Source organism: Methylocella tundrae (assembly GCF_901905185.1).
Classification (GTDB): domain Bacteria; phylum Pseudomonadota; class Alphaproteobacteria; order Rhizobiales; family Beijerinckiaceae; genus Methylocapsa; species Methylocapsa tundrae.
This window is the reverse complement of record NZ_CABFMQ020000080.1, coordinates 1-22,482: the sequence shown is the minus strand read 5'-3', so window position 1 is coordinate 22,482 and position 22,482 is coordinate 1. Positions and strand designations below refer to the sequence as shown.

The window sequence follows — 22,482 nt, the reverse complement described above, 5'->3', positions numbered from 1 at the left end:
TTGTGTTTCGTTGCGTCTAAATGGGCGCGGTCTTGACCGTGACTTCTCCGGGGGCGGCGAGACCGCACCATCTTGAACGGCAGTGAGAGACTATGGCCCGAATTCGTCGTCTATTGGTCGCCAACCGATCCGAAATCACGATCCGCGTATTCCGCGCGGCGACGGAGCTCGGCATCCGCACGGTTGCGATTTATGCTGAGGAAGACAAGCTTTCGCTGCATCGATTCAAAGCCGACGAAGCCTATCAGATCGGCGTCGGCAAAGGCCCGCTCGAGGCCTATCTTTCGATCGAAGACGTCATCCGGGTCGCGATTGAAGCCAAAGTCGACGCCATCCATCCCGGCTATGGCTTCCTCTCGGAAAGTCCCGAATTCGCGGAAGCCTGCGCGAAGGCCGGAATCATCTTCATCGGTCCCTCGCCGCAGACGATGCGCGACCTCGGCAACAAGGTGGCGGCCCGCAACATCGCGGTCAGTTCCGGCGCGCCGGTGATGCCGGCGACGGCGCCGCTCCCCGATGATCCGGACGAGATCAAGCGCCTCGCCCGCGAGATCGGCTATCCGGTCATGCTGAAAGCCTCCTGGGGCGGCGGCGGGCGCGGTATGCGCCCGATCGAGAGCGAGGACAAGCTCGCCGACGCGGTGGTCAGCGCCAAGCGCGAAGCCAAAAACGCTTTCGGCAAGGACGAGGTTTATCTCGAAAAGCTGGTGCGCCGGGCTCGCCACGTCGAGGTTCAGATTCTTGGCGACACGCATGGCAATCTGGTGCATCTCTTCGAGCGTGACTGTTCCATACAGCGGCGCCATCAGAAGGTTGTCGAACGCGCTCCCGCTCCCTATCTCGACGAGTTGACGCGTCTCGAACTGTGCGAGGCGGCGCTGAAAATCGGACGCGCGACGAATTATGTCGGCGCCGGCACCGTCGAGTTTCTGCTCGACGCAGACACCAACAAATTCTACTTCATCGAAGTCAATCCGCGCATCCAGGTCGAGCATACGGTGACGGAGGTCGTGACCGGCCTCGACATCGTCAAAGCCCAGATCAGAATCGCCGAAGGCAAGCACATCGGGCGGCTCGACGAAACCGGAATCCCCGAGCAAAAAGACATTCGTCTCTCGGGTCACGCGCTGCAATGCCGGATCACGACGGAAAATCCGGAAAACAACTTCATTCCGGATTACGGCCGCATCACCGCCTATCGCGGCGCCATGGGCTTTGGCATTCGCGTCGACGGCGGCACCGCCTATTCGGGCGCCATCGTCACGCGCTTCTACGATCCCCTGCTGGAGAAGGTGACCGCATGGGCGCCGACGCCGGAAGAGGTGATCCGCCGGATGGATCGCGCGCTGCTCGAATATCGCATTCGCGGCGTCGCCACCAATCTCGCCTTCCTGCACAACATCATCAACGACCCGCATTTCATATCGAACGACTATACGACGCGGTTCATCGACGACACGCCGTCTCTGTTCGACTTCAAGAAACGCAAGGACCGCGCGACCAAGCTGCTGACCTGGATCGCCGACGTCACGGTCAACGGCCATCCGGAAACGCGCGGACGGGCGAAGCCCCCGGCGACGGCGCGCCCGCCGGTCTCGCCCTATTTTCCGGACAAGCCTGTTCCGCCCGGAACGCGGCAGCGGTTCGATGCGCTTGGGGCCAAAGCCTTCGCCGAATGGATGCGCAATGAACAGCGCGTGCTCGTCACCGACACCACCATGCGGGACGCCCATCAATCGCTGATCGCGACCCGCATGCGCACGCGCGACATCGTCGCCGCCGCGGAGGCCTACGCCAAGGGGCTGCCGCAGCTGCTTTCGCTGGAGTGCTGGGGCGGCGCGACCTTCGACGTCTCGATGCGGTTCCTTTCCGAAGACCCGTGGGAGCGGCTGGCGCAGGTGCGCGAACGCGCGCCAAATCTGCTGACGCAAATGCTGCTGCGCGGCGCGAACGGCGTCGGCTACACCAATTATCCCGACAATGTGGTGAAATATTTCGTGCGCCGCGCCGCCAGCGGCATCGACCTGTTTCGCATTTTCGACTGCCTCAACTGGGTCGAGAACATGCGCGTCTCAATCGACGCCGTATGCGAGACCGGCAAGCTGGCCGAAGGCGCGATCTGCTACACTGGCGACATCCTCGATCCCGCCCGCGCCAAGTTCTCGCTGAATTATTACGTCGGCGTCGCCAAGGAGCTGGAGCGGGCGGGCTGCCACATCCTCGCGATCAAGGATATGGCGGGCCTTTTGCTGCCGGAGGCGGCGCGCGTTCTCGTCAGAACCTTGCGTGAAGAAGTCGGCCTGCCGCTGCATCTGCATACGCACGACACCTCCGGCATTTCGGCGGCGACCGTGCTCGCCGCCATCGACGCGGGGGTCGACGCCGTCGACGCGGCGATCGACTCCATGTCCGGCATGACCTCGCAGCCCTGCCTCGGCTCCATCGCGGCGGCGCTGCGCAACAATCCGCGCGACACCGGGCTCGACGCGGAAACCATCCGCCAGCTGAGCTTCTACTGGGAGGCGGTGCGCCAGCAATACGCCGCCTTCGAGAGCGACCTCAAGGCCGGCACCTCGGAGGTTTATCTGCACGAGATGCCGGGCGGCCAGTTCACCAATCTGCGCGAGCAGGCAAGGGGTCTTGGACTCGAGACGCGCTGGCACGAAGTCGCGAAAGCCTACCGCGACGCCAATGACCTCTTCGGCGACATCGTCAAGGTGACGCCGTCCTCCAAAGTCGTCGGCGACATGGCGCTGATGATGGTCAGCCAGAATCTGACGCCGCAGGACGTGCTCGACCCTGGCCACGAAATCGCGTTTCCGACCTCGGTCGTCGATATGCTGGCCGGCGATCTCGGCCAGCCGCCGGGCGGTTGGCCGCCGGCCTTGCAGGCGAAAGCGCTGAAAGGCGAAAAGCCGATCGACGGGCGCCCCGGCGCCTTGCTGGCGCCCACCGACTTCGGCGGCGCGCGCATTGATGCCGAGAAAGCGTGCGGGCGCCAGCTGAGCGACGACGATCTCGCCTCCTATCTGATGTATCCGAAGGTTTTTAGCGAATTCTGCGCCACGATCCGCCGCTTCGGGCCGGTCTCGGCCTTGCCGACGCCGGTGTTCTTCTATGGCATGCAGCAAAATGACGAGATCGCCATCGAGATCGAGCCGGGCAAGACGCTCGTGCTGCTTCTGGTGACGGTCGGCGAGACGGATGAGGAAGGCAAGGTCAAGGTCTTCTTCGAGCTCAATGGTCAGCAGCGCATCATCCGGGTGCAGAACCGTTCCGCCGCGGTCACCGCCATCGCCCGCCGCAAAGCCGAGGACGGCAATGATTCGCATGTGGCGGCGCCGATGCCTGGCGCCGTCTCGACCATCGCTGTGCGTCTGGGCCAGCAGGTCAAGGCCGGTGATGTCGTCGCGACGCTGGAAGCGATGAAAATGGAGACATCGCTGCACGCGCCGCGCGACGGCAAGGTCGCGGAAATCCTCGTCACGCCCGGCCAGCAGATCGACGCCCGCGATCTTTTGATGGTGCTGGAGTAGCGAACTCAAACTACAATCATATCTGACCACTAAGGCCCACACGACATAGGAAATCGCGGCCGTTCCTCTGAAAGAGGCTTAAAATCCCCCGCCGGTCCTGAACCCGTCGCCGCCGCCCGAGTCCCCGCCGATCCAGCCGCCGCCAGATCCACCGCCTTCGGCGCCCGGAAAATTGAACCCCCGGTCGCCGCCAAAGCCGCTGTCGGCGCGGCGCTGGCGCTCATTATAGCCGCCTTGCAGAACCGTTCCCAGCACGGCGCCCTGCACGACTCCTTTGAGGATGGCGCCCAGCGCGTCGGCTATGGCGTTCTCATTGTCGAACTGGCCCATGGGATTGTCATAGCCGCGCCGGTAGAATTTCGCGCGTTCGGCTTCGATGTCCGAGCGGCGCTGCGCCAATTGCCGCGCTTTGCCGATGAGGTCGGCGCGCTGGCGCTCACTCGCAGCCAGGCTTCTGTCGTTCGCCTCAATGTCCTGCACGGCGACATCATCCTCGATCGCGCGGGTCATCGCCGCCTTGCGGTACAGTTCGCGGATGGATTCATTGCTGTCGGCGTTCGAGAGGATGTCGACGGCCCGCGCCGTCGTGGCCTGGACTTCTTCGTTCAGCGCCTTGTCACGCTCCGCGTCGAGCGTTCGGAGCGCCGCGTCAGCCGCCTTCAGCCGGTCGTCCGCCGCGGCGAGCGCCGTTCGCGCGGCGCGCAGCTCCTCCTCGAAGGCGCCTGCGCCCGCCGCTTCGAGGCCGGCCTTTTCGATGTCGGCGAGCTTTTGCCTTTCCGCGGCAAGCTCGGCGCGGCAGCGCTCCGCATGGGCGCGAAGGCGCAAGGGGATTTCCTTCAGCATCGCATAATTCGGCCGCGCGGCGTGAAAGCCGATCAGGCGCGCGACTTTTTCGTCGAAGAACCGGACGAGGAAGCCGGAACGGTACTGCGCCGCGCCGAAACCGCGCGACCAGAGATACATGAAGAGCGGATCATCCTCATAAGGCTTGCCCTTCGCGGCGCGATCGGTTTCGGCCTGCGTCGCCTTCGCGTCCGAGGCCTCGAAAACATGCTGGGCCCGATCGACGCGCTCCTTTTGCGCGATCCATTCCGCCGAACCGCGCACCTTCGGTTCGACGCCTGCCTGCAGCTCCTCGAGCCGGCCGAGAATGCGCGCGACCTCCCCGGCCTTTTCGCGGCGCTCGGTCTCGGCCTCCGCGCGCGCCGTTTGCGCGGCGCCGATCCGCGCCGACAGGCTTTCCAGTGTGGCGCGGCTTTCAGCGATCATGCGCAGCGCCCGCTGCTCCGCCGAGGCGATTTCGCCCGCGATCTGTTCGCTGCGCATGGCGTCGAGACGCGCGCTGGCGAGCTTGCGCAGGAGTTCGCCGCGCGTCGCGCGCAGCCGCGCAAGCTCCTGATCGGTCGCCAAAAGCTGGTTCGCGCAATCGCTCTCCTGAATGCGAATGGCGGCCGTCGCCTGCTCGATCTCGAAAAGCGCCTGCTGACCGCTTATCATGGGCTCACCACTGGCTGATCGCGGCGCCGGAGGTCGGGATTGCGTAATCGACGTCGAGGAACCCGCGCCGTTTCTCGCCAACCTTTCGCTTCTGGATGATGCCGTCGTCGGCTTTGTCGGCGGCGACCGACTGATAGACCTGCTGGTCGACCCGAAGGCCCCATTTGGTCGTCATTTTGGCGCTTCCATCCTCTTCGCTGGTGATGGGCAGGGCCATCGGGCGGCCGTCGGCGCCGATCGCCTCGACGATGAGATAATAGTTGCGCGCGCCCGTGTTGCGATCAGGAATGCGGAAGACGCCGCTCGGCTCGCCGGGGCGCGAGACGATCATGAGCTGATAGTTCTGGCGCAGATCCGCCGAAAGCCGCCCCAGCCCGCTGATTGCGGCCTTGGCGCCGGCGCCGTCCTTGCGCGCCAGCGCCTCGCGGCCGTCCGCCAGCAGGCGATCGGCCCTTGGCCGCGCGGCCGGCGTCTTCGCGTCGTTGATGACCTCGCCATAAGCCTCATCCAATGCTTTCGGCAGGCTCGTCGAAATTTCGATCTGCGCGCGTTCCGCCTCGATGCGGGCAGGGCGCTCGGCAAGGAAGTAATAGGCCGCCCAAATCACGCCGATTGCGCCTGCGATGGCGGTGAGCGCGGCGCCGATCCGGCCGCGCGCGATCCATAGCCTCGCCAGAACGAGACCGGGGCCGCGCTTTGGCGGCGTATAGACGAAGCGGCTTTCCTTGAGGGCCTTGACGCCCTCCCCGATCGTCGCGTCGGAGACTTCGATGCCCTGCTCGCGATAGATCTTGCGCAGGCGGAGAACCAATTCCTGCTCCCGCGCGTCCTCATTGAGCTCGCGGGCGACGAAGGCGTCCTGGTGGCGTAGCGTATCAACGACGTCCATGGCGAGCATGAGGTCGTCGAGCTTGACCGCCTGACCTCGCGCGGCCCCGGCCGCGGCCGGAGCGAGAGTTTCAGCCATCGATCGGAAGCGCCTTGCCTTCGGCGATCAGCGCGGCGATGCGCCGGTTGCCGGCCTCGACCGCGTCCCGGATCTCGGCGGAATTCTTCGTCGCCATTTCGCGCATTTCAGCGACGATGCCGAGCGAGCGCACCTGGAAGCTGACGACGCTGTCGACCAGCTTCTTCACTGCATCGGCCCTGATCGTCGGGCCATAGCCGGCGCGGACGGCCGCTTCCTGCGCCTTGCCGCCGACCTCGGCGAGAATCTCGATCGATTTGGAGACTCCCTCTTTCATCGCCTCGAGGGTCGCGGTCGATTCATGCAGCCCGAAGACTCCGGTGAACGAGGCCTTCAGCGCCGTCAGCACGCTGTCATTGGTGGAGAAAAAGCTCACGGACTGCGCGTAGACCCGCTCCTTGGCGTTGGTCGTCTGCATGAGGCGCGCCATGATGACTTCCGACGTATTATAGCTGATGGTCAGATTGTCGGCGAGATCCTTGGCGATCTGATAGCGCTTTTCCTCGTCTTGCACGCGGCGCAGATGCTCGTCGCGCGCGAGTTCAAAGCCGGCGCGTTCGGCCGCCTGCGTTCCGGAGAAGTTTGCGACCTTGTCCGAGGCGGCCTTGAGGCCGGCCTTCGCCGCGTCCAGCTTGGCCTCGGCCGCTTCCTGGACTTCGAGAGCCAGTATCTCGGATTGTTTCAGCGCCCCGCGATAGTCACGATAAGCTTCGAGAATACGGGCCTCGCGCTGGATCTGGTCTTTCGTCGCGGCGGTTACTTCAAGATAAGTCTCTTTGATCTTGTCGAACCGGACCGCGATGTCGCCGCGGCTGACTTTCATCCATACATTATTGACGCGCTCAAAAAGATCAATTTTGCCGTCATCGAGCTGGTCGACCATCGTTTTCGCGTCATCGCGAATGGAATCGAAGGCTTTGGCGATGTCCTGATAACGCTGGCCGATTGACATGGCTGCGGTCTGCTCGCGCACCACTTCATTGAAGACCGAGGCTTCGCCGAGCGTTTTCGCGATCACCGCGATCTTTTCCGGCTCGAGGTCCGAAATCTGTTCGAGAAGCGCATTGATCGGCGCGGCTTCCACCTTGGCCGGCAGGAGCCCAAGATCGCGCAAAGCGGAATTAGCCTTGTCCAGATATTGCATCGGAGTGCGCACAACGACGTCGCCCATGGATTTAATCCTTGATTGTCGATCGGTCACCGGACGCTGCAAGTCATAGATCAAAATCGGCTCCGCCGATAGGCGCGCCGGCGCGCGGCGGCCGCCAAAGGCAAATTATGCGACGGTGAAACTGATTCGATCCGCAATGTTTCCGCTTAGGCCGTTGCATCAGGAACGGCGCGGCTCGCGCTTGGGAGAGGAGTTCGTCCCTTTGTTACGTTTTGTAACTCGAATTGACCAATTGAATTAAGTCTTTGAAGTATAAAATTTTATCGGCGTTCAAGGCGCTTCATGAAGGCGATGTCGCGGCGCAGGTCAAAGATCGCTTTTGCTCCATCGCAGCCGTGATGCTATTGCTCGGATCCATATCTCCGGATCCTTTCGATCCTTCGCAGTAGAAGCGCTCATCTTTGATAGAACAGGCGTTTCTTGAACCGTTTGGACAGCCGAGCTAAGTGACCAAGATCAACAGCCTCGAAGATCACGCAACCCGCCGCTTCCGCCTCGCCGGCAAAGCCTATCTCGAAAGCGGCGATCCGTTCTTCGCGCCGATAGATAGCTTGCGCAAGGAGGCCGCGGCCAACGGACGGCGCTTCGTCAGCTTCGCCAATTATGACTATCTTGGCCTTTCCTCGCATCCGGCGGTGAAGAGCGCCGCCTCGGGCGCGCTCGAGACTTTCGGCGTCGGCGCCCTCGCCTCCCGCCTTGTCGGCGGCCAGCGGTCCCTGCATCATATCCTCGAGGATGATCTCGCCAAATTCATCGGAACCCAATCGGCGCTTACGCTGGTCAGCGGCTATTTGGCCAATGTGACGACGATTTCGCATCTGCTCGGATCGCGCGACGCGCTTTTCATCGATGAATTGTCGCATAACAGCATCGTCAGCGGCGCCAAAAGCGCGGTCGCCGAAACGATCATCTTCCGCCACAATGATTTCGACCATCTCGATTTTCTGCTGCGCGAGCGCCGCGAAAGCTATCGCAATGTGATGATCGTCGCGGAGGGTCTCTACAGCATGGACGGCGACATCGCCGACCTGCCGCGTCTCGTCGAGATCAAGGAGAGCCACAACGCCTGGCTGATGATCGACGAGGCTCATTCAATTGGCGTGCTCGGCGCCGAGGGGCGCGGACTTTGCGAATATTGCGGCGTCGATCCTCAGCGCATCGACCTGATGGTCGGCACGCTGTCGAAGACGCTCGCCTCCTGCGGCGGCTTTATCGCCGGCAAGGCGGCCGTCATCGAATGGATGCGCTACACGCTGCCGGGCTTTGTCTATTCCGTTGGTCTTTCCCCGGTCATTTCCGCCGCCGCCGCGGCGGCGCTGCAATTGATGCAGACGGAGACCTGGCGGCTCGAGCGGCTGCGCAAGAACGCGGAGCTTTTTGTCGACCTCGCGCGAGAATCCGGCCTCGACACAGGTCCCGCGATCGGACGAGGCGTCGTTCCTATCCTCTTTGCCGACAGCCTCGATACGCTGGACGCCTCACGGCATCTGATGGAAAATGGCTATTACGTGCCGCCGATCATCCAGATCGGCGTGCCGAAGGACCAGCCGCGCCTGCGCTTCTTCATCTCCGCCTCACATACCGAGGAGGAGATCAGGGGCGTGATTGATCTGCTCGCGAGGCGCGAGCCGGTTTCGACGGCGCCCGCCCTCGGCGCCGCGGTCGCGCCCTAAACCGGCGCGCAGCGTCAGCTTTGTTCCCCGCGCGGGGAGAAAATAATCGACGCATCAGATAAGCGCCGTTCCCAAAGCGCGACGCCCGTTGCTGGCAGGTCCAGAGGGCATGATTTAACATTGCGCGAAAGAACCGGTTTTGTCATTGGACGCCAAAGGTAAAGCCATGTCGCTCGGCGCGATCGAAATCATCCCGGTCAACGGCCTGACCGCCTTTCTCAGCTTTTGCCGCCTGCCGCGCCAGATCTACAAAGGCCAGAGCGGCTTCGCGCCGCCGCTGGACGCCGAACGCTGGACCGTGCACGGGTCAAAGCTCAATCCGCATTTCAAGCAGGTCGATTGGCAGGCCTGGATCGCGCGCAAGGACGGCAAGCCAGCCGGCCGCATCATGGCGCAAGTCTATAAGAAGGACACGCCCGCGCCTGTCGGGGCCTCGAGCGCACAATTTGGCTGCCTTGACGCCGTCAATGACCCGGCTGTCGTCGAGGCCTTGACGCGCACGGCCGAGAAATGGCTGCGCGAGAGAGGCGCCACGGTCGTTCACGGGCCGTTTTCGCCTTCCGTCAATGGCGAAGTGGGCCTGCTCGTTCAAGGATTTGATGCGGCGCCGATGGTTTTGATGCCCTGGAATCCGCCTTATCTCGTCGAGGCGATCGAAAAGCTCGGCTACCGCAAGGCGCGCGATCTGATCTCTTACCGCTATGACGTGACGGCGAAGGACCGGCAGGCGAAGGCCGGCATTCTCGACCGTCCCGAATGGCGCGATCGCCTGAAGATCCGAACGCTTGACCTCAAAAAGCTTGGCGACGAGGCGGCGATCATCGTCGATATTTTCAATGACGCCTGGAGTGAGAACTGGGGTTTTGTCCCCTTCACCCTCGAAGAGTTCATGTCGGCCGCCGATGGCCTGAAACTGGTCATGCCTCCTGAAGGCGGCTTCATGATCGAGCTCGACGGGACGCCCCAGGCTTTCGGCATCGTGCTGCCGAATCTGCATGAGATCACCGCTGATCTTGGCGGGCGCCTGTTTCCGTTCGGGCTGCCGCGGATCATCGCGCGCATCCGCAATCATGCTTTCAAGTCAGGGCGTCTCTGCCTCTTTGGCGTCCGGCGCGCCCTGCAGCGGAAAGCGGCTGGCGGCGCCGTCATCCTGGCCTTCATCGAGGAAATCCGTCAGCGCAGCGCAAAAAGCTCGATCGAGCATGTCGAGTTCGGCTGGGTTCTGGAGGATAATATCGGCATGCGCCGGCCGATCGAATTCGCGGGCGCGCGCATCGACAAGATTCACCGGGTCTATGAGAAGAAACTCACGGCTTGAACGGCGCCCGCGTCCAGATCATTCGCGCGGCGCCCGTGAGCATATTCCGATCAGACTGTTCTCATCTGATCGACGCGACTATGTTCGGACTCCTGAAGCTGGGGTGGTTTCCAATTGACCGAATGGCCGGTTCCGCTGGAAAGCGCCCGAGATGAAGTTAGAATAACTCAAAGGTTTTGCAGATCGGGCGATCGCATTTTAAAGATCGAAAAAAGAGCGCCAAGTTTTGACGCAAATATGCGCTAGATCAGATCGACATGGGGAGGATCGTTTTAATCTTGAAACGATCCACCTTCAGGAGACCATTCAATGAGTCTGCATGCAACGCGCGTCGACGCCGCTCGCGCCCGCCCGGGCGCCGCCTCGACCGAGGGCTTTCTCCAGACCACCGCGCCGCGTCCGCATCCGCCGCGCCGGCGCGCGATTATGGCGGCGCATCCGGAAGTCGCCCGCCTCATTGGCCATGATCCGATCACGGCGGTCATCACGCTCTGCGTCGTCGCGGGGCAGCTTGTCATCGCGGGGCTTCTCGGCCATCTTGGGCTTGCCTATTGGTGGCTCGCTCTGATCGCCGCCTTTTGCGTCGGCGCCTTCGCCAATCACGCCATGTTCGTCGTCATTCACGACGCCTGCCATAACGCCATCCTGAAGAAGCCGGTCTGGAACAAATGGGTCGGCATCCTGGCCGATCTGCCGAATACCGTGCCGACCGCGATGGGCTTTCGCTGCTATCACATCAAGCACCATTCCCATCTTGGCGATTATGATTTCGACGCCGATCTGCCGAGCCATTGGGAGGCGCGGACCTTCGGGCACAGCTGGTACGGCAAGGCTGCCTGGATGTTCTTCTTCGCGGCGTTTCAGCTGGCGCGGCTCGGGCGCCTTCGCGGCTCCGTTCCGATGTGGGGCCGGTGGACCTATATCAACGCAGTTTGCGTCATCCTCTTCGACATAGCCGTGCTGGTCTTTCTGGGCCCCAACGCCTTGCTCTATCTCTTCGCCTCTTTCTGGTTCTCGGTCGGCGGCCTGCATCCGCTCGGCGCGCGCTGGGTGCAGGAGCATTTCACCGATGATCCGGCGCAGGAAACCTTCGACTACTATGGCCCGCTCAATATAGTCGCGCTCAATATCGGCTATCATAATGAGCATCATGACTTTCCCGACATTCCGTGGACGCGGCTGCCGGAACTGAAGCGCATGGCGCCCGAGTTCTACGATCATCTCAAGACGCATAAATCCTGGTTCGGACTGTTGATCAAATTCATCTTCGATCCGCATTACACGCTCTATACGCGCGTCGATCGCAGCGCCGCCAACACCCCAGCCTCCGCCAAAGGTTAAGGGTCCGTTTCACTCGCATTTTGCACGCGGCGCAGCGATTCGGGCGCGCGCCCGGCGACGCTGCGTGAGCGAGCTTCAGCGGACCTTTTCGCCCGTTCGCGCGTTGGAAAGCCCGGCTCCGATGGGGCGGGCGTTCGCGGCCTGAAACACAAAAGATCGAAAAGATAGTTAAGGGAGAATGGTATGTGGGCTGGCCTTCGGTTTGGACTGGCGGCGTTGGCGCTGATGATGGCGGCGGCCGGAGCCGTCGCGCAAACAAACAAGCCGCAGCCATTGGCGGTGTTCCCCGTCGAGCTTTGGGACACCAGCGGCGAAGGCGCAAAACCCCATCAGGCGGAGCGTCTCGAACGCGCTACGGCGACCTTGGCCAAGGCGCTTGAACAGGACGGACGCTACCGCGCGGTCGACCTTTCACCCTATCGCGACGAGATTGCGAAAACCGAGCCGCGATATAATTGCAACGGGTGCTGGCGGGAAATCGCCCGGAAAGCAGGCGCACAATTCGCGGCGCTCGCCACCGTGCACAAGGTTTCAAGCCTGATCTCGAGCTTCGACATAACCATCACGAACCTCGAGACCGGCAAAGCGGTCGCTTATGCGAGCGGCCAGTTCCGCGGCGACGACGACGAAGCCTATACGCGAGCGGTGAAGTTTCTTGTGAAGGATCGGCTATCGAGCGCCGGCGCGCAGGGCGCGGCCGCGCAGTAGAGCGCTTTCCGATCGAATGGAGTCATTCGATCGATCAGAAATCGCTCCAGATTCAAAAGCTTGAGCATATTCTTGTCAATCAGATCGAACCGATCTGATCGGAATATGCTTCTAGCGCGCGGCCCGCTTCGATTGCGGGCGTCACGTTTCGGCGTGCGACCCTTGTGCGTTTATACTCGCGAGCAGAAGGCGTCCGAACCGGCGCTTTTGTTCTTTGTCGAGGCTCTCGTAAAGCGGTCTCGCGGCCTCCGAGAGCGTCCTCAAATCAGTGGCGCGCGCGAAAAGCCGTTCGGAGATGCGTTGGAGGCGCTGGAGCGCGTCAGAATACTCGCTGTTTTCATTGCGCTTCAGGCGCCCTTCCGCGAAGGGCTCCGTGCGCTGCCGAGCTTGATGACGAACGAGCGCTTCCAGGGGCGCCCAGTTTTTCTCCTGTGCCGGGGTGAGGTCGAGACCGGCCCTCAGCGCGACGACGCGCGCATCGATTAAGGCCTGCGCGTCTTCGGCGGACATTTGCAAGTGGTGTTCGCGCCGGTCGTCGAGAGTGGCCAAGGCGGCGCCGGCGAATGGAGAAACGGCTAAGGTCGCCGCCGTCGAAGCAATGCGAATCGTTTTCTTCACCGAAAATGCCTTAAGAAACGCCAAATAATGCCTTAACGTTGCTCTGCGCCAACTATCGGTCAAGTAAACTGCTCGTAATATAAGCGATCTTGCGTACTGCGCGGTTTTCAGCCAAAGGCTGGATGAGCCTCACGGCTCAAATCCTTCAAAAATCATCTGGTCCGCCCATTCTTGCGCGCGGTGGCGATCGGCTGGCGAACGCACCGTCCATGTCAGGACCGGCATGCCGATCCAGCCGCGGCAGAGTTCGGGGGTTGCATGCGGCAGATCGCCGACATGCCAGGAGAGAAAATCTGGCCGGACGACGGAAAATGCGCTGAGGGCGGCAAGCGCCAAGCGCTGGCTGACTCCAAGTTCGGGCCATTCGGCAGCCTCATAACGCGCTTGCGCCACGAGGCCGATGGGCCCGGCAAAGCCTTGTGCGCGGAAAAAGGCGAGGACGTCCGGGTCAAAGCTTTTCAGGGCCGCTGGCCCCGCATAGGCGGAAGCGATCGCGAGCGCGCGTTCGGCGAGGCGCAAATCGCCGTCGAAGCGGCTTTTGACTTCGATGATGAGAGGCGTCCTGCCCGCGACTGCCGCGAGAAACGCCGAAAGGGGCGCGATCTTTGCCTCGCTTTCCTTGAACCTCAGAGCCATGAGCTCCTGCGCAGAAAAGCCATCGACGCGGCCATGCCCGTGCGTCAGGCGCGGCAGGGTGAAATCATGGAACACCACCGCCTCGCCGTCTCCGGCAAGCTGGATGTCGCATTCGATGGCGTAGCAGCGCGCGATGGCGGCCTCCGCCGCCGCCACCGTGTTTTCAATGACGCCGCGCGCCTTCGAATGGAGGCCGCGATGCGCGACCGGCCGCTCCGTCAGCCAATCAGGGGCGTTGACGGGCGCGGCGCGCATAAGCGGATGGCTCACCCTTGAAACGCCCGCGTCAAGCCGCGATCTCGAACATTGCCTCGACCTCGACGGCGCTCTGCAGGGGCAATTCAGCGACGCCGACGGTGGATCGCGCATGACGGCCAGGATCGCCCAGAACCTCGACAATGAGGTCAGAGGCGCCGTTCATGACGGGGGGCAGGTTGAAAAAGCCCGGCGCCGCGTTGATGAAGCCGCCAAGCCGGATGCAGCGCGTGATCTTGTCGAGATCGCCGAGCGCGACCCTGGCCTGGGCGAGCACATTGATGACGCAGGCCCGCGCGGCGGCCTGGCCGGCTTCGACCGGGACGGTCGCGCCGATCTTGCCGATATGGGCGGGATCAATCTTGCCGTCCATCCCGAAAGGCAACTGGCCGGAAATAACGAGAAGCCGGCCAGAAATCACAAAAGGAACATAATTCGCCACCGGCGCGACGGGGGAGGGCAGGCTCACCCCGAGGGCCTTCAATTTCGCTTCCGTTTTGCTCATCCTTAAAATCTCCTTTTTTAGCTCGCGATGATATAGCGGCGAACCGGCCTGCCGTCGAACCTAAAGCGCGGCCCTTGCCGCAAAGGTTGCAAGTCCCGCGTGTTGACCTTAGGCTTGCGCTCTTGGCAGGATTCGTTTCCTGGGAGGAATCGTTCAGCCGCCGCCCTGACGCTCAAGGAACAACGATCATGTCTCATTCACATGCCGGCCTCCTGATCTCTGGCGCGCTCGCTTGCCTTTTTCCCCTCGCCGCGGTTTACGCCGCCGGCAATCCAGCTCAGGGCCCTTTGGATCAGGTGCGGCCGGATCCGGTTAAGATGGATCAGCTCAAGGCCAACCCTGGCGAGCAGATCCCCCTCGCGCCGCATCACGCCATCTATGAGTTGACCCTCTCGAAATCCGTCGGCAGCAAGAGCCCGACGGCCGCGCACGGGCGCATCGCTTTCGATTTCGCGGGCTCCCCTTGCGAAGGCTACGTCCAGAATTTCCGGCAACTGACGGAGCTGCAGCCCGCCGAGGGACCGACCCGCGTATCGGACATGCATTCCGCGACTTTTGAAGATTCGGACGGCAAGAGTTTCGACTTCAAAATGCAGACCAAGGTAGACAATGGGACGACGGAATCGATCGACGGCACGGCGGTGAGGTCGGGGACCGGCCCGGTCCTTGTCAATCTGGCCAAGCCGAAGCGGAGCAAGGTCGAGCTTGGCGACGACGTCGTGTTTCCGACCGAGCATTTGAAGCGCATCATCGCCGCCGCCGAAGCCGGTAAGAATCTGATCGAGGTCAAGGTTTTCGACGGCTCGGATACGGGCGAAAAGGTTTTTGAAACAACGACTTATATCGGCCGGCCCACGACAGCTCCGGTTTCCGAAAAGGCGGCGCAAGTCGCAGAACTCGCAAAAATGCCTCGATGGCCGGTGTCGATCAGCTATTTCGAAAGCGGTAAAAAGGACGAAAGCCCGAGCTATATCCTCTCGTTCGATCTCTATCAGAACGGCATCTCGCGCGCCCTGAAGCTTGATTACGGCGATTTCGTGCTGTCGGGAGAACTGTCGAGCCTCGATATTATGAACGAACCGGCGTGCTCCAAATAAGCATGCTTCGCCGCATGGAGGCTGACGCGGCGGCAAGCGCTTGACGCGAGGCGTTGCGTAAAATTATTTCTCTGACGCGACGCCTGGATTGAGAGCGTCGAAAAACCTCTTTCTTCCTTTGAACCCTTGCATTGCCCGCGCGAACCGCTATCCGCTTCGCTTGAAAATGATTTAGGCCGCCTTCCGGAGCCGGGTTCATGCGCATTCTGGTCACCAATGACGATGGCGTTCACGCGCCGGGCCTTGGCGTGCTGGAGCGGATTGCGCGGTCGCTGTCGGATGATGTCTATGTCGTCGCCCCGGAGACAGATCAGTCGGGCGTCGCCCATTCGCTCTCGCTCAACGATCCTTTACGCCTGCGTAAAATTTCCGAACGCCGTTACGCCGTCAAAGGCACGCCGACCGATTGCGTCATCATGGGCGTGCGCCGCATTCTCGACGGAGCGCCGCCAGACATCGTTCTCTCGGGCGTCAATTGCGGCCAGAACGTCGCCGAGGACGTGATCTATTCGGGCACGGTGGCGGGCGCCATGGAAGGCGCCATCTTGGGCATTCCCTCGATCGCCCTGTCGCAGTCTTTCGGCCGCAGATCAACGCGCGAGAACGCGCTCTGGAGTTGCGCCGAAACCCATGCGCCGGCTCTGATCGCCAAAATTCTCGCCGAGGGCGTCGCCCCGAATATCGTTATCAACATCAATTTTCCTGATTGCCCGCCGGAGGACGTGCAGGGCGTCTCCGTCACGGTTCAGGGGCGGCGCGGCTATCTTGTCAAAATCGACGCGCGGGCCGATGGGCGTGGCAATCCCTATTATTGGATCGCCTTCGATCGTCCGTTCTCCGATCCCGGCCAGGGCACCGACGTCGAAGCGATGGCGGAAAATCGTATTTCCGTCACGCCTCTGCGCCTCGACTTGACGGATACGCCGACGCTGACGCGTTATGCGCAGGCTCTGCGCTGAAACGGAGCCCTCGTTGACGCTGCAAAACGAGCCAGCGCCGCTCTCTGACGGGTCCGCCGCGCTGGCGCAGGCCAAGGCGGCGTTCCTTCTGACGATGCGCGCGCGCGGCATCCAGGATGTGAATGTGCTCCGCGCGCTCGAAACGGTGCCGCGCGAAATCTTCGTGCCGCATCGCTATCAGGATCTCGCGCGCCGCCATCTCGCGCTTCCGCTGCGCTGCGGTCAGACGCTGCCGGAGCCCTGGCTTTCAGCGCGAATGATCGAGGCGCTTTCCCTTTCAAACCGGCATCGGGTGCTCGAGATCGGCGCGGGTTCGGGCTACGCGACGGCCCTCATCGCGCGGATCGCTCAACATGTCGTCTCGTTTGAACGATTTCAAAGTCTCGCCATCGAGGCGGGCGCGCGGCTGCTGCGTCTTGGCGTCGATCGGGCGAGCGTGACCTGGGGCGATGGGCTCGCCATCGCAGCCGAGGCGGGGCCCTTCGATCGGGTGATCGTGCAGGGCGCGCTGAATGAGCCGCCACAAAGCCTGCTCGCCGTCCTCGCCGCGGACGGCGTCATGGTGATGGCGCGCCCCGACCGGTTCGAGCCGCGGCGTCAGCATGTGGTGCGGGTTGCGCGGCACGGCTCGGGCGGGCTCGAGGTGACGCCGATCTGCGCCTGCCGGCTGCAGGCGATCCTGGCCGGAGCTTCGCATGCGCTATAGGACATGTTGCCGTCAACCTTAATGATTTTCTCTTTTTGTTGAATATGCGTTCATCTTAAACTCTCCCTTAACTCACGCCGCCTTTAATGCAGTGATAGCTACTGCGTTGGTGGGTTGCGTCATGAGTCACATTGCTTCGATTTATTGCTCACGCGTCGCGTTACGGCTCGCTTTGATCGCTGGCGCCGCGGGCTTGCTCGCCGGCTGCGCGGGATCTGAGCGGATGGCCGATCCGTTCAGCAACCCCTTCCAGACATCGGACGCGGGCACCGATCCGGCGCCGACCTCAAGCATCAATCCGTCGAGCTATCATTCCGCGGCGCCCGTGACGCCGGTGCAGTCCCGCCCCCTCGGAGCGCCTGTCGCTCAATATTCCAGCCCCGCCACGCAAGCGTCCCGCGTCGCCGCCGCATCGCCGCCGCGCGTCTCTCAGGCGGTGGCCGGATGGTCGGCGGCAGGGGGAACCCCCGTTTCCGTCGGTCCGGGCGAGAGCGCCTCGGTTCTCGCCAACCGTTATGGCGTGCCTGTCGACGCTTTGGTCAAGGCCAATGGTCTCGCCTCCGCCGCCCAGGTGCAGCCCGGTACGAGGATCGTGATCCCGGTCTATAATGCGGTCGGCGGAGCGGCAGCCGCCAGGGTGGCGCAGGCCGAGGCCGCCGCCCCGGCTCCCGTCCGCGCCGCCGAGTCCCATGCCCAGAAGATCAAGCTTTTGAAGGGCGCTCCAGAAACGAGGCTCGCGAACGCGAGCGAGAAGGCGCAGCGGCAGACGGCGGAAAAGGCGGCCGCGATGACCCATGCGGGCAAGGTCGCCGCGGAGCAGGAAAGCGCGCGAGCCGCCAAAGTCGCCGAAGTGCCGGTCAAGACGCTTGTCGCCGAAGCTCCGAGGAAAGTCGCCGTGGTGAAGACCGAAGCCGTCGCCGCCCAGCCGGTCAAGACCGCGGTTTTGACGAAGCAGGACGCCGCCAGACAGGCAAAGATCGAAACGCCCGCGCAAGAGACGGCGAAGGCCGAGCCCGAGGACGCTGCTGGCGCTCCCGCCGATGCCGCAAAGGCTGGCGGCGCCAATCCGGAATTCCGCTGGCCGGCGCGCGGGCGCATCATCCAGGCCTTCAAGCTGGGCGGCAATGACGGCATCAATATCGCCGTTCCGGAAGGAACCTCGGTCAAGGCGGCCGAAAGCGGCGTCGTCGCTTACGCCGGCAACGAGCTGAAAGGTTATGGCAATCTCATCCTCATCCGCCATCCAAACGGCTTCGTCTCCGCCTACGCCAACAATGGCGACATCGAAGTGAAGCGCGGCGAAACGGTGAAGCGCGGCCAAGTCATCGCCAAATCCGGACAAAGCGGCAATGTCGCCTCGCCGCAACTGCACTTTGAACTGCGCAAGGGCGCGACGCCTGTCGATCCGACGCTCTATCTGGCGGGACTCTGATCACCGGCGATTTGCTAAACGGTCGCGGCGAAGATGAGGTAGAACAGGGCTTCGGCGATCTGTTGCGTGGCGCCGGCGACGTCGCCGGTTTGGCCGCCGATCTGCCGCCTCGCGAGATCGCTGAAGGCAAAACCCGCTCCAGCGCAGGCCGCGAAGGCCAGCGCCGACTTTGAGGGATCGGCGCCCGCGATGAGCGGGGCGCCTGCGAAGAGGGCGGCGAGAGCCGCGGCGACAGCCAACGCGGAGGATCGCGGGCGCCCGGCGGAAAAACCGGCTCCTTTCGTTCGGGCGGGCGGCAGGACCGCGAGCGGAATCAGCGCCGCCGCGCGCGAAACCGCCGCCGCGCCAATCAGGGCGGTCACCGCTAAGGCAAGGCTGTGAGCCGCGATCGACGCCACTGCCGCGATGCGAATATAAAGCGCCAGAGCCAGCGCCACGGCGCCGAAAGCGCCGATCCGGCTATCCGCCATGATTTCGAGTTTGCGCTCGCGCGTCGCGCCGCCGCCAAATCCATCGGCGCAATCGGCGAGGCCGTCTTCATGCATGGCGCCGCTGAGCGCCGCGAGTACGGCGATGGCGAGCGGCGCGGCAAGGAGCGGCGGAAGTCCCAGCGCTGAGGCGGAAACGAGAGCGCCGGCGGAAAGGGCTCCAAGGAGCGCGCCGGCGGCCGGAACCATGCGCAAGGCGCGGGAGAATCCGGAAAGGCTTTGCGGCGCCGTCTCGGCTGCGAGCGCCGGAAAAGGAATGCGCGTTAAAAAACGCAGGCAAATCAGAAGGTCGATGAGAAGCGACGAGCTGGCGCGCATCGCTTCTCATCTATGATCGTTGAACTCTTGTCGAGGCTTTTGGCGCGGACTCTTTGGAAAATGCGTCAGCTCGAAGCCGGCAATCGAAGAGCCGAAGGCTTCGGCTCTCTTTTGCGTTGCGGCATTTTTCTCTGGAGCCTCGCGCTTCTGCGGCGCCACGTCCTTACTGTTTGTTGGGCGCGCCGGTTTCCTGCTGGCAGACCCAGCCGCGGTGCCGGGTGGTGCCGTCGCGCGCATCGCCATTGTAGCAATAGACGCGGATAGACGAATCGGCTGTTGACGCAGGCGTAGCAATCGAGCCGGTCACGTCCTCGCTCGTTTCGGCCGGAGCGACGGGGGCCGCGACGGCCGCGCCAATGATCGCGAAAGCGCCGATAAAGCCAGCGGCGACGGCGGAGAGTTTGGTCGTCATACGGATATCTCCATTCTTGTTCTTGATACCTCGAACCGTTTCCTCCCCATTGAAACGAATTGAAGCTGTTGAGCGTGATGTAATACTTTGTATATCGCAGTGCAATATGGAAGTTACGAGACAAGTTGACGCGGCTGGTTGCCTTGCCTGTCCCAGTTTCATGGGCTGCGTCACAGAGCCTCAATTTAATTTATGCTTGGACTAAGTTTTTTTATTTTGCCCATGCGGACGCCGCCGATCGCTTGATCGACAGGCGTTCAAAATGCGCTAAGACGGAGCGCCGCCATCAGGCCCATCGTCCGTCTTTCCCTAAGGGTCGCCATGCTCGCTGAAGCCTCGCCTTTCGACTCCATCCGCAATCTCATCGCGCTGATGCCGCAAGCCTCGGAAAGCGCCGCGGCCGCCGTGCGCGCGCGCCAGGCCGAACTCACCAAGCCGCAAGGTTCGCTCGGCCGCCTCGAGGAAATCGCCGAATTCCTGGCGGCATGGCAGGGCAAGCCGATCCCTTCGCTCGACCGCCCCCTTGTCGCGATCTTCGCCGCCAATCATGGCGTCGCCGCCAAGGGCGTCTCGGCCTATCCGGCGTCAGTCACCCGCGCCATGATGGAGAATTTTTCTTCCGGCGGCGCTGCGATCAATCAGATCTGCGGCGCCTTCGGCCTTGGCCTCAAGGTGTTCGACCTCGCCCTCGACATTCCAACGAAGGACATCACGCAGGAGCCGGCGATGGAGGCGGCGGCGGCGGCGGCGACCTTCGCCTTCGGAATGGAGGCGATCGCGGGCGAAGTCGATCTCCTCTGTATTGGCGAGATGGGGATCGGCAACACCACCATTGCCGCGGCGATTTATCACGGGCTCTATGGCGGCGTGGCGGAAGATTGGGTTGGGCGCGGAACCGGGGTCGATGACGGCGCGCTGACGCGCAAGATCGCAGCTGTGAAGGCGGCGGTTGCGCTGCACGGGCCATTTCTCGACGATCCATTGGAACTGATGCGGCGCCTCGGCGGACGCGAGATCGCCGCGATGGCCGGGGCGATCGTCGCCGCCCGCATGCAGAACATTCCCGTCGTGCTCGACGGCTACGTCGCCTGCGCCGCCGCCGCCATTCTCCACGCCCTCGATCCGCGCGCGCTCGATCATTGCCTCGCGGGCCATGTCTCGGCCGAAGGCGCGCATGGCGAGGTTTTGCGCCGTCTCGGCAAGAAGCCGCTGCTCGACCTTGGCATGCGGCTCGGGGAGGGGTCCGGCGCGGCGCTCGCCGTGGGCGTGATCAAGGCGGCGCTCGCCTGCCATACGGATATGGCGACCTTCGCGGAGGCTCACGTCGCCGGCAAAGACGAGGGATAGAGCATAACGCCGAAAAATTGCGAACCTTTCGGACCAACATCATCCGTCAGAACAAAGACTTAAGGAGCAGAATGCGAATTCAGTCTGAATGCATTCTGCTCAAGGAGGTTATTTCCCCTCGAACAGCTTGCGCGCATCCTCCCGCATCGCGGCGCGGGACTGGTCGCGCAGGTAGGGCATGTGGCCGCCGTCATAGACTTTGAGCGAGATGCGGTCCGGGTCGCCGAAAGGGGGGATCTGATCAATCAGCAGTTTCGAGGCGAAATAGGGCGTCACCTGATCGGTGAGCCCGTGCATGACGACGACGCGCAGGCGCGGATCAATCGCCAGCTCTTGTTTCAGATCGCTGAGCGACTGATTTTTGTCGCGCTTGCCGTCCCAATCCCATTGGCGGTTAACCGATTCATTCAGGATTTCATAGCGCGCGTCGACAGGCCAGCCGAGACGGTTGGCGGTGATGTCGGCCATCGCGCTCGCTAGCGGAGTCTTGTCCGCATCGAGGATGGCATCTGAATAGTCGGTCGAAGCGGAGTGCGGGAAGGGATCGAACGCGCTGACGTTCGAATCATAACGGCTGGAAATTTTGCCCTCGTCGCGACCGCGTTCGCGCGCAAAGCTCGAGGGATCGATGCGCCCGCCAAGACGGCGCACGAAAGCCGCGTCGAGCCCCGTGATGCGCGTGACATTATCGACGATCCGCGCCAGCGCCGCCGGATCACGCTCGCCGCGCACGAGGTCGGTCAGATAAGGGCCGGCCGCATAGGCTTCGACATCTGCGAGGCTTTGGCGCGCGTCGGCGATCGTCAGGCCGCGCGCGGCGGCGGCCAGCGAAGGCAGGTGGGTCACGAAAGGCAGAGGATTGTTCGTCCCCTCGAACCAGGCGAAGTCGATGACCGGCGAGATAAGCACGAGCCCTTCGACGCCGATGCCTTCGGTATCCTGCAATCGCCGTACGAGCTTTGGCGCCCGAAACCCGCCATAGCTTTCGCCGACGATGAATTTGGGGCTCTCCAGCCGTTTATTCGCGCCGAGCCATTTGCGGATCACAACCGACAGCGCCTCGATATCGCCCTCGACCGAATAGAGATGATGGCGCGCCGTCTCGCTTTTGGAGAGGATCCGGCTGTAGCCGGTTCCCGGCGGATCAAGAAAAACGAGATCGGTGAAATCGAGCCAGGTGTCGGCGTTATCGACCGTGATCGGCGGCGCCGACGGCGAGGTCGGCTGCTCGCCGAGGTTCAGCCGCCAGGGTCCCATCATGCCGAGGTCGAGCCAGGCCGACGCCGCGCCGGGGCCGCCGTTGACGACAAAAGTGATCGGCCGCTTCGCCGGATCGCCGCCGTCGAGAACATAAGCGACGTAACCGACGTCGGCGAGCGGCTCGCCGCTCTGGGAATCACTGAGCTGAATGGCGCCGGCGATGGCTTTGAAATGCAGGCTGCGGCCCGGCAGGTCGACGACATGAGCGGTGACGGCGGCCGGGGGCAGGGGATGGGGC

At 62.9% G+C, this 22,482-nt stretch carries 19 protein-coding genes; 10 read left to right on the top strand and 9 right to left on the bottom strand.

The window, feature by feature from the left end; genetic code table 11:
• Nucleotides 1-92: 92 nt before the first annotated feature.
• On the top strand, nucleotides 93-3,536 hold the full coding sequence (gene pyc / locus MPC4_RS10445; protein ID WP_174512474.1) for a pyruvate carboxylase: 3,444 nt from the start codon (nucleotides 93-95) through the stop codon (nucleotides 3,534-3,536).
• 78 nt (nucleotides 3,537-3,614) lie between these two features.
• Here the strand turns inward: pyc and MPC4_RS10440 are convergent, their stop codons facing one another.
• Genes MPC4_RS10440 through MPC4_RS10430 form a run of 3 tightly spaced genes read right to left on the bottom strand, consistent with a single transcriptional unit; the run spans nucleotide 3,615 to nucleotide 7,171 of the window.
• On the bottom strand, nucleotides 3,615-5,033 hold the full coding sequence (locus MPC4_RS10440) for a coiled-coil domain-containing protein (RefSeq protein WP_174512473.1): 1,419 nt from the start codon (nucleotides 5,031-5,033) through the stop codon (nucleotides 3,615-3,617).
• Nucleotides 5,034-5,037: 4 nt separating this feature from the next.
• A complete protein-coding gene (locus MPC4_RS10435; RefSeq protein WP_174512472.1) occupies nucleotides 5,038-6,000 on the bottom strand; it encodes a DUF6384 family protein in 963 nt (320 codons plus the stop codon).
• Nucleotides 5,993-7,171: a cell surface protein gene (locus tag MPC4_RS10430; RefSeq protein WP_174512471.1), complete on the bottom strand. Its 1,179-nt coding sequence runs from the start codon at nucleotides 7,169-7,171 to the stop codon at nucleotides 5,993-5,995. Before MPC4_RS10430 ends, MPC4_RS10435 begins: the two co-directional genes overlap by 8 nt.
• Nucleotides 7,172-7,617: 446 nt before the next feature.
• Between MPC4_RS10430 and MPC4_RS10425 the strand changes: the two genes are divergently transcribed.
• From MPC4_RS10425 to MPC4_RS10410, 4 genes are all read left to right on the top strand, one after another.
• Nucleotides 7,618-8,844, top strand: a complete 1,227-nt coding sequence (locus MPC4_RS10425) for an aminotransferase class I/II-fold pyridoxal phosphate-dependent enzyme (RefSeq protein ID WP_174512470.1) — start codon at nucleotides 7,618-7,620, stop codon at nucleotides 8,842-8,844.
• Nucleotides 8,845-8,983: 139 nt separating this feature from the next.
• Nucleotides 8,984-10,162 (top strand): hypothetical protein, encoded by a 1,179-nt coding sequence (locus MPC4_RS10420; protein ID WP_342343627.1) that lies wholly within the window; start codon nucleotides 8,984-8,986, stop codon nucleotides 10,160-10,162.
• 309 nt (nucleotides 10,163-10,471) lie between these two features.
• On the top strand, nucleotides 10,472-11,503 hold the full coding sequence (locus MPC4_RS10415; protein WP_174512469.1) for a fatty acid desaturase: 1,032 nt from the start codon (nucleotides 10,472-10,474) through the stop codon (nucleotides 11,501-11,503).
• Nucleotides 11,504-11,686: 183 nt separating this feature from the next.
• Nucleotides 11,687-12,211: a DUF3280 domain-containing protein gene (locus MPC4_RS10410; protein ID WP_174512468.1), complete on the top strand. Its 525-nt coding sequence runs from the start codon at nucleotides 11,687-11,689 to the stop codon at nucleotides 12,209-12,211.
• A 141-nt stretch (nucleotides 12,212-12,352) separates the two neighbouring features.
• On the opposite strand, the gene MPC4_RS10405 is transcribed toward MPC4_RS10410, so the two are convergent.
• From MPC4_RS10405 to MPC4_RS10395, 3 genes are all read right to left on the bottom strand, one after another.
• On the bottom strand, nucleotides 12,353-12,829 hold the full coding sequence (locus tag MPC4_RS10405; RefSeq protein ID WP_174512467.1) for a Spy/CpxP family protein refolding chaperone: 477 nt from the start codon (nucleotides 12,827-12,829) through the stop codon (nucleotides 12,353-12,355).
• A 129-nt stretch (nucleotides 12,830-12,958) separates the two neighbouring features.
• The gene (locus MPC4_RS10400; protein ID WP_342343626.1) at nucleotides 12,959-13,735 is read right to left on the bottom strand and encodes a glycerophosphodiester phosphodiesterase family protein; all 777 of its coding nucleotides are present in this window, start codon (nucleotides 13,733-13,735) and stop codon (nucleotides 12,959-12,961) included.
• 16 nt (nucleotides 13,736-13,751) lie between these two features.
• Nucleotides 13,752-14,225 (bottom strand): RidA family protein, encoded by a 474-nt coding sequence (locus MPC4_RS10395; RefSeq protein WP_174512466.1) that lies wholly within the window; start codon nucleotides 14,223-14,225, stop codon nucleotides 13,752-13,754.
• A 188-nt stretch (nucleotides 14,226-14,413) separates the two neighbouring features.
• Here MPC4_RS10395 and MPC4_RS10390 point away from each other — a divergent pair, with 188 nt between their 5' ends.
• The 4 genes from MPC4_RS10390 to MPC4_RS10375 all read left to right on the top strand — a co-directional run bounded on the left by MPC4_RS10390 (nucleotide 14,414) and on the right by MPC4_RS10375 (nucleotide 18,419).
• Nucleotides 14,414-15,322: a cell envelope integrity EipB family protein gene (locus MPC4_RS10390; RefSeq protein WP_174512465.1), complete on the top strand. Its 909-nt coding sequence runs from the start codon at nucleotides 14,414-14,416 to the stop codon at nucleotides 15,320-15,322.
• A gap of 197 nt (nucleotides 15,323-15,519) precedes the next feature.
• Nucleotides 15,520-16,281, top strand: a complete 762-nt coding sequence (gene surE / locus MPC4_RS10385) for a 5'/3'-nucleotidase SurE (RefSeq protein WP_134491811.1) — start codon at nucleotides 15,520-15,522, stop codon at nucleotides 16,279-16,281.
• 13 nt (nucleotides 16,282-16,294) lie between these two features.
• Entirely contained in the window at nucleotides 16,295-16,987 is a 693-nt protein-coding gene (locus tag MPC4_RS10380) for a protein-L-isoaspartate O-methyltransferase family protein (protein WP_174512464.1), read from the top strand.
• Between the two features lie 121 nt (nucleotides 16,988-17,108).
• A complete protein-coding gene (locus MPC4_RS10375) occupies nucleotides 17,109-18,419 on the top strand; it encodes a peptidoglycan DD-metalloendopeptidase family protein (protein WP_174512463.1) in 1,311 nt (436 codons plus the stop codon).
• A gap of 14 nt (nucleotides 18,420-18,433) precedes the next feature.
• Here the strand turns inward: MPC4_RS10375 and MPC4_RS10370 are convergent, their stop codons facing one another.
• Together MPC4_RS10370 and MPC4_RS10365 are read right to left on the bottom strand one after the other, a co-directional pair.
• Entirely contained in the window at nucleotides 18,434-19,225 is a 792-nt protein-coding gene (locus MPC4_RS10370; protein WP_174512462.1) for an adenosylcobinamide-GDP ribazoletransferase, read from the bottom strand.
• 163 nt (nucleotides 19,226-19,388) lie between these two features.
• The gene (locus MPC4_RS10365) at nucleotides 19,389-19,637 is read right to left on the bottom strand and encodes a hypothetical protein (protein ID WP_174512461.1); all 249 of its coding nucleotides are present in this window, start codon (nucleotides 19,635-19,637) and stop codon (nucleotides 19,389-19,391) included.
• A gap of 321 nt (nucleotides 19,638-19,958) precedes the next feature.
• On the opposite strand from MPC4_RS10365, the gene cobT reads away from it, so the two are divergent.
• A complete protein-coding gene (gene cobT / locus MPC4_RS10360) occupies nucleotides 19,959-20,984 on the top strand; it encodes a nicotinate-nucleotide--dimethylbenzimidazole phosphoribosyltransferase (protein WP_174512460.1) in 1,026 nt (341 codons plus the stop codon).
• Nucleotides 20,985-21,092: 108 nt separating this feature from the next.
• Here the strand turns inward: cobT and MPC4_RS10355 are convergent.
• Nucleotides 21,093-22,482, bottom strand: a 1,390-nt coding sequence (locus tag MPC4_RS10355) for a S10 family peptidase (protein ID WP_174512459.1), incomplete at its 5' end; no start/stop codon positions are given.

Coding starts and splice junctions, on each gene's coding strand:
- MPC4_RS10370 (WP_174512462.1), bottom strand. CDS start 19,225: ATGCGCGCCAGCTCGTCGCTTCTCATCGACCTTCTGATTTGCCTGCGT.
- MPC4_RS10435 (WP_174512472.1), bottom strand. CDS start 6,000: ATGGCTGAAACTCTCGCTCCGGCCGCGGCCGGGGCCGCGCGAGGTCAG.
- MPC4_RS10395 (WP_174512466.1), bottom strand. CDS start 14,225: ATGAGCAAAACGGAAGCGAAATTGAAGGCCCTCGGGGTGAGCCTGCCC.
- MPC4_RS10415 (WP_174512469.1), top strand. CDS start 10,472: ATGAGTCTGCATGCAACGCGCGTCGACGCCGCTCGCGCCCGCCCGGGC.
- MPC4_RS10390 (WP_174512465.1), top strand. CDS start 14,414: ATGTCTCATTCACATGCCGGCCTCCTGATCTCTGGCGCGCTCGCTTGC.
- MPC4_RS10375 (WP_174512463.1), top strand. CDS start 17,109: ATGAGTCACATTGCTTCGATTTATTGCTCACGCGTCGCGTTACGGCTC.
- surE (WP_134491811.1), top strand. CDS start 15,520: ATGCGCATTCTGGTCACCAATGACGATGGCGTTCACGCGCCGGGCCTT.
- pyc (WP_174512474.1), top strand. CDS start 93: ATGGCCCGAATTCGTCGTCTATTGGTCGCCAACCGATCCGAAATCACG.
- MPC4_RS10365 (WP_174512461.1), bottom strand. CDS start 19,637: ATGACGACCAAACTCTCCGCCGTCGCCGCTGGCTTTATCGGCGCTTTC.
- MPC4_RS10430 (WP_174512471.1), bottom strand. CDS start 7,171: ATGGGCGACGTCGTTGTGCGCACTCCGATGCAATATCTGGACAAGGCT.
- cobT (WP_174512460.1), top strand. CDS start 19,959: ATGCTCGCTGAAGCCTCGCCTTTCGACTCCATCCGCAATCTCATCGCG.
- MPC4_RS10410 (WP_174512468.1), top strand. CDS start 11,687: ATGTGGGCTGGCCTTCGGTTTGGACTGGCGGCGTTGGCGCTGATGATG.
- MPC4_RS10440 (WP_174512473.1), bottom strand. CDS start 5,033: ATGATAAGCGGTCAGCAGGCGCTTTTCGAGATCGAGCAGGCGACGGCC.